Genomic DNA, 1,655 nt, shown 5'->3' on the forward strand with positions numbered 1-1,655 from the left:
GATCCTGCGCAATCGTCCGTTCCTCGGCATCACCGCGCTGTACGGGGCGTTCACGCTGTCCGCGCTGCTGCTGGGCATCGGGATGCCGTTGTGGATCGTGCAGCGGACTCAGGCCCCGTCGTGGAGCGTGACGCTGGTCCAGTTGCTGAACACGGTGGTCGTCGTGGTGTTGCAGGTACGGCTGAGCAGGGGCTCGGAGCGACTGGCGCGGGCGCGGGCGCTGATGTGCCTCGGGGGTGTGCTGTCGGGGCTCGGTGCGCTGGTCGTGCCGCTGACGATGCTGGGCTCGGTGCGGCTGGACCTGGTGGTCGTGGTGGGGGCGGCGGTGCTGCTGTCGCTGGGAGAGCTGCTGATCACCGCCGGCACGACCGGGGCGGCGCTGCTGCACATCCCTGAGGGTCAGAAGACGAGTCACCTCGCCGCCCTCAACCTGGGTTTCGCCGTGACGACGGTCGTCGGCCCGCCGCTGATCAGCATCAGTGTCGGCTGGGACTGGGCCGGATGGGTGGGCTGGGCGGTGTTCTTCGCGGCTCTTGGCCTGCTGGCCCTGCGTGTTCCCGGGCCGCCGGCCCCGGCACGACGCGAGCAGGTGGTGGGCGCGGCGGTCTGAGGGGCGCACCGGGCGGCTGCCGGACCGTGGTGCGGGCGCGGGGCGGTGGCCGCCGCGCTGTCCGTACCGGCCGTGGACCGGTGGTGTCGCCGACGGCGGGAAAGACCCGCGCCCCGGTGGTGGGAGGCCGGGGCGGGCGGGGGCCTGCGTCGTCCGTACGGGGTCGGGGCGACGCGGGCCGGAGGCGTCAGTCGAAGACCGGGCCCTGGGTGCGAGAGCGTTTGAGTTCGTAGAAGCCGGGAGTGGACGCCAGGAGCAGCAGGCCGTCCCACAGGTCCAGTGCCGCCTTGCCGCGCGGGGCGGGGGTGACGACCGGGCCGAAGAAGGCCGTCCGGCCACCGTCGGGGCCGGGCAGGGCCATCACCGGGGTACCGGTCTCCTGGCCGACTTGGTCGATGCCCTCCTGGTGGGAGGCCCTCAGTTCGCGGTCGTAGGTGTCCTGGTCGGCGTACTCGATCAGGTCCGGTGCGAGGCCCGCCTCCTCCAGCGCTCCCTTTATCGACTCCCGGCTCGGGCCGATGCCCTGCAGGTGGATGCGGGTGCCGAGCGCGGTGTAGAGACGGCCGATGACATCGTCGCCGTACTGCTGCCGGGCGGCGGTCACCACCCGCACCGGCCCCCACCCCTCGGTCAGCAGCCGGCGGTAGCGCTCGGGCAGGTCGTCGCGGCCCTCGTTCAGCACGGCCAGGCTCATGACGTGCCAGCGGATGTCGAGGGCGCGGTGTTCGGCAACCCCCAGCACCCAGCGGGAGGTCATCCACGCCCACGGGCACACGGGGTCGAACCAGAAGTCGACGGGGGTGGGGTCAGTTGCGGACACGGTTCTGTTCTCCTTCCCGGTCCGCGATCCGCTCCAGCAGGGCGCGGGCGTCGGTGCCCTCCCAGAGCGCGGCACGGATGCGGTCGGCGGTCAGTTCGTGGTCCCCCGCCGATGCGGCGGGCGGTTGGTTGGTGGCTGGGGAGTTGTGGCTGTTTGGGGTGGTGGTGTGGGGTTGTTGTGTTTCGTTGTTGTTCCGGGCTGGGTCGGTTGGGGTGGGGGTGGGGG

The 1,655-nt window shown here is 72.2% G+C and carries 2 protein-coding genes and 1 pseudogene; 1 reads left to right on the plus strand and 2 read right to left on the minus strand.

Going from position 1 to position 1,655, the window contains the following annotated elements:
• Positions 1-610, plus strand: a pseudogene (locus FPZ41_RS47720) (hypothetical protein); the annotation flags it as partial.
• Positions 611-797: 187 nt separating this feature from the next.
• Here FPZ41_RS47720 and FPZ41_RS46370 read toward each other — a convergent pair.
• Positions 798-1,430, minus strand: coding sequence for a mycothiol-dependent nitroreductase Rv2466c family protein (locus tag FPZ41_RS46370; RefSeq protein WP_322621596.1), 633 nt, complete (start codon positions 1,428-1,430; stop codon positions 798-800).
• A partial coding sequence (locus tag FPZ41_RS47725) for a hypothetical protein (protein ID WP_194236469.1) occupies positions 1,417-1,655 on the minus strand: 239 nt, incomplete at its 5' end. The genes FPZ41_RS47725 and FPZ41_RS46370, both read right to left, overlap by 14 nt.

The sequence above is a fragment of the Streptomyces acidicola genome (genome assembly GCF_009377235.1).
Lineage (GTDB): Bacteria > Actinomycetota > Actinomycetes > Streptomycetales > Streptomycetaceae > Streptomyces > Streptomyces acidicola.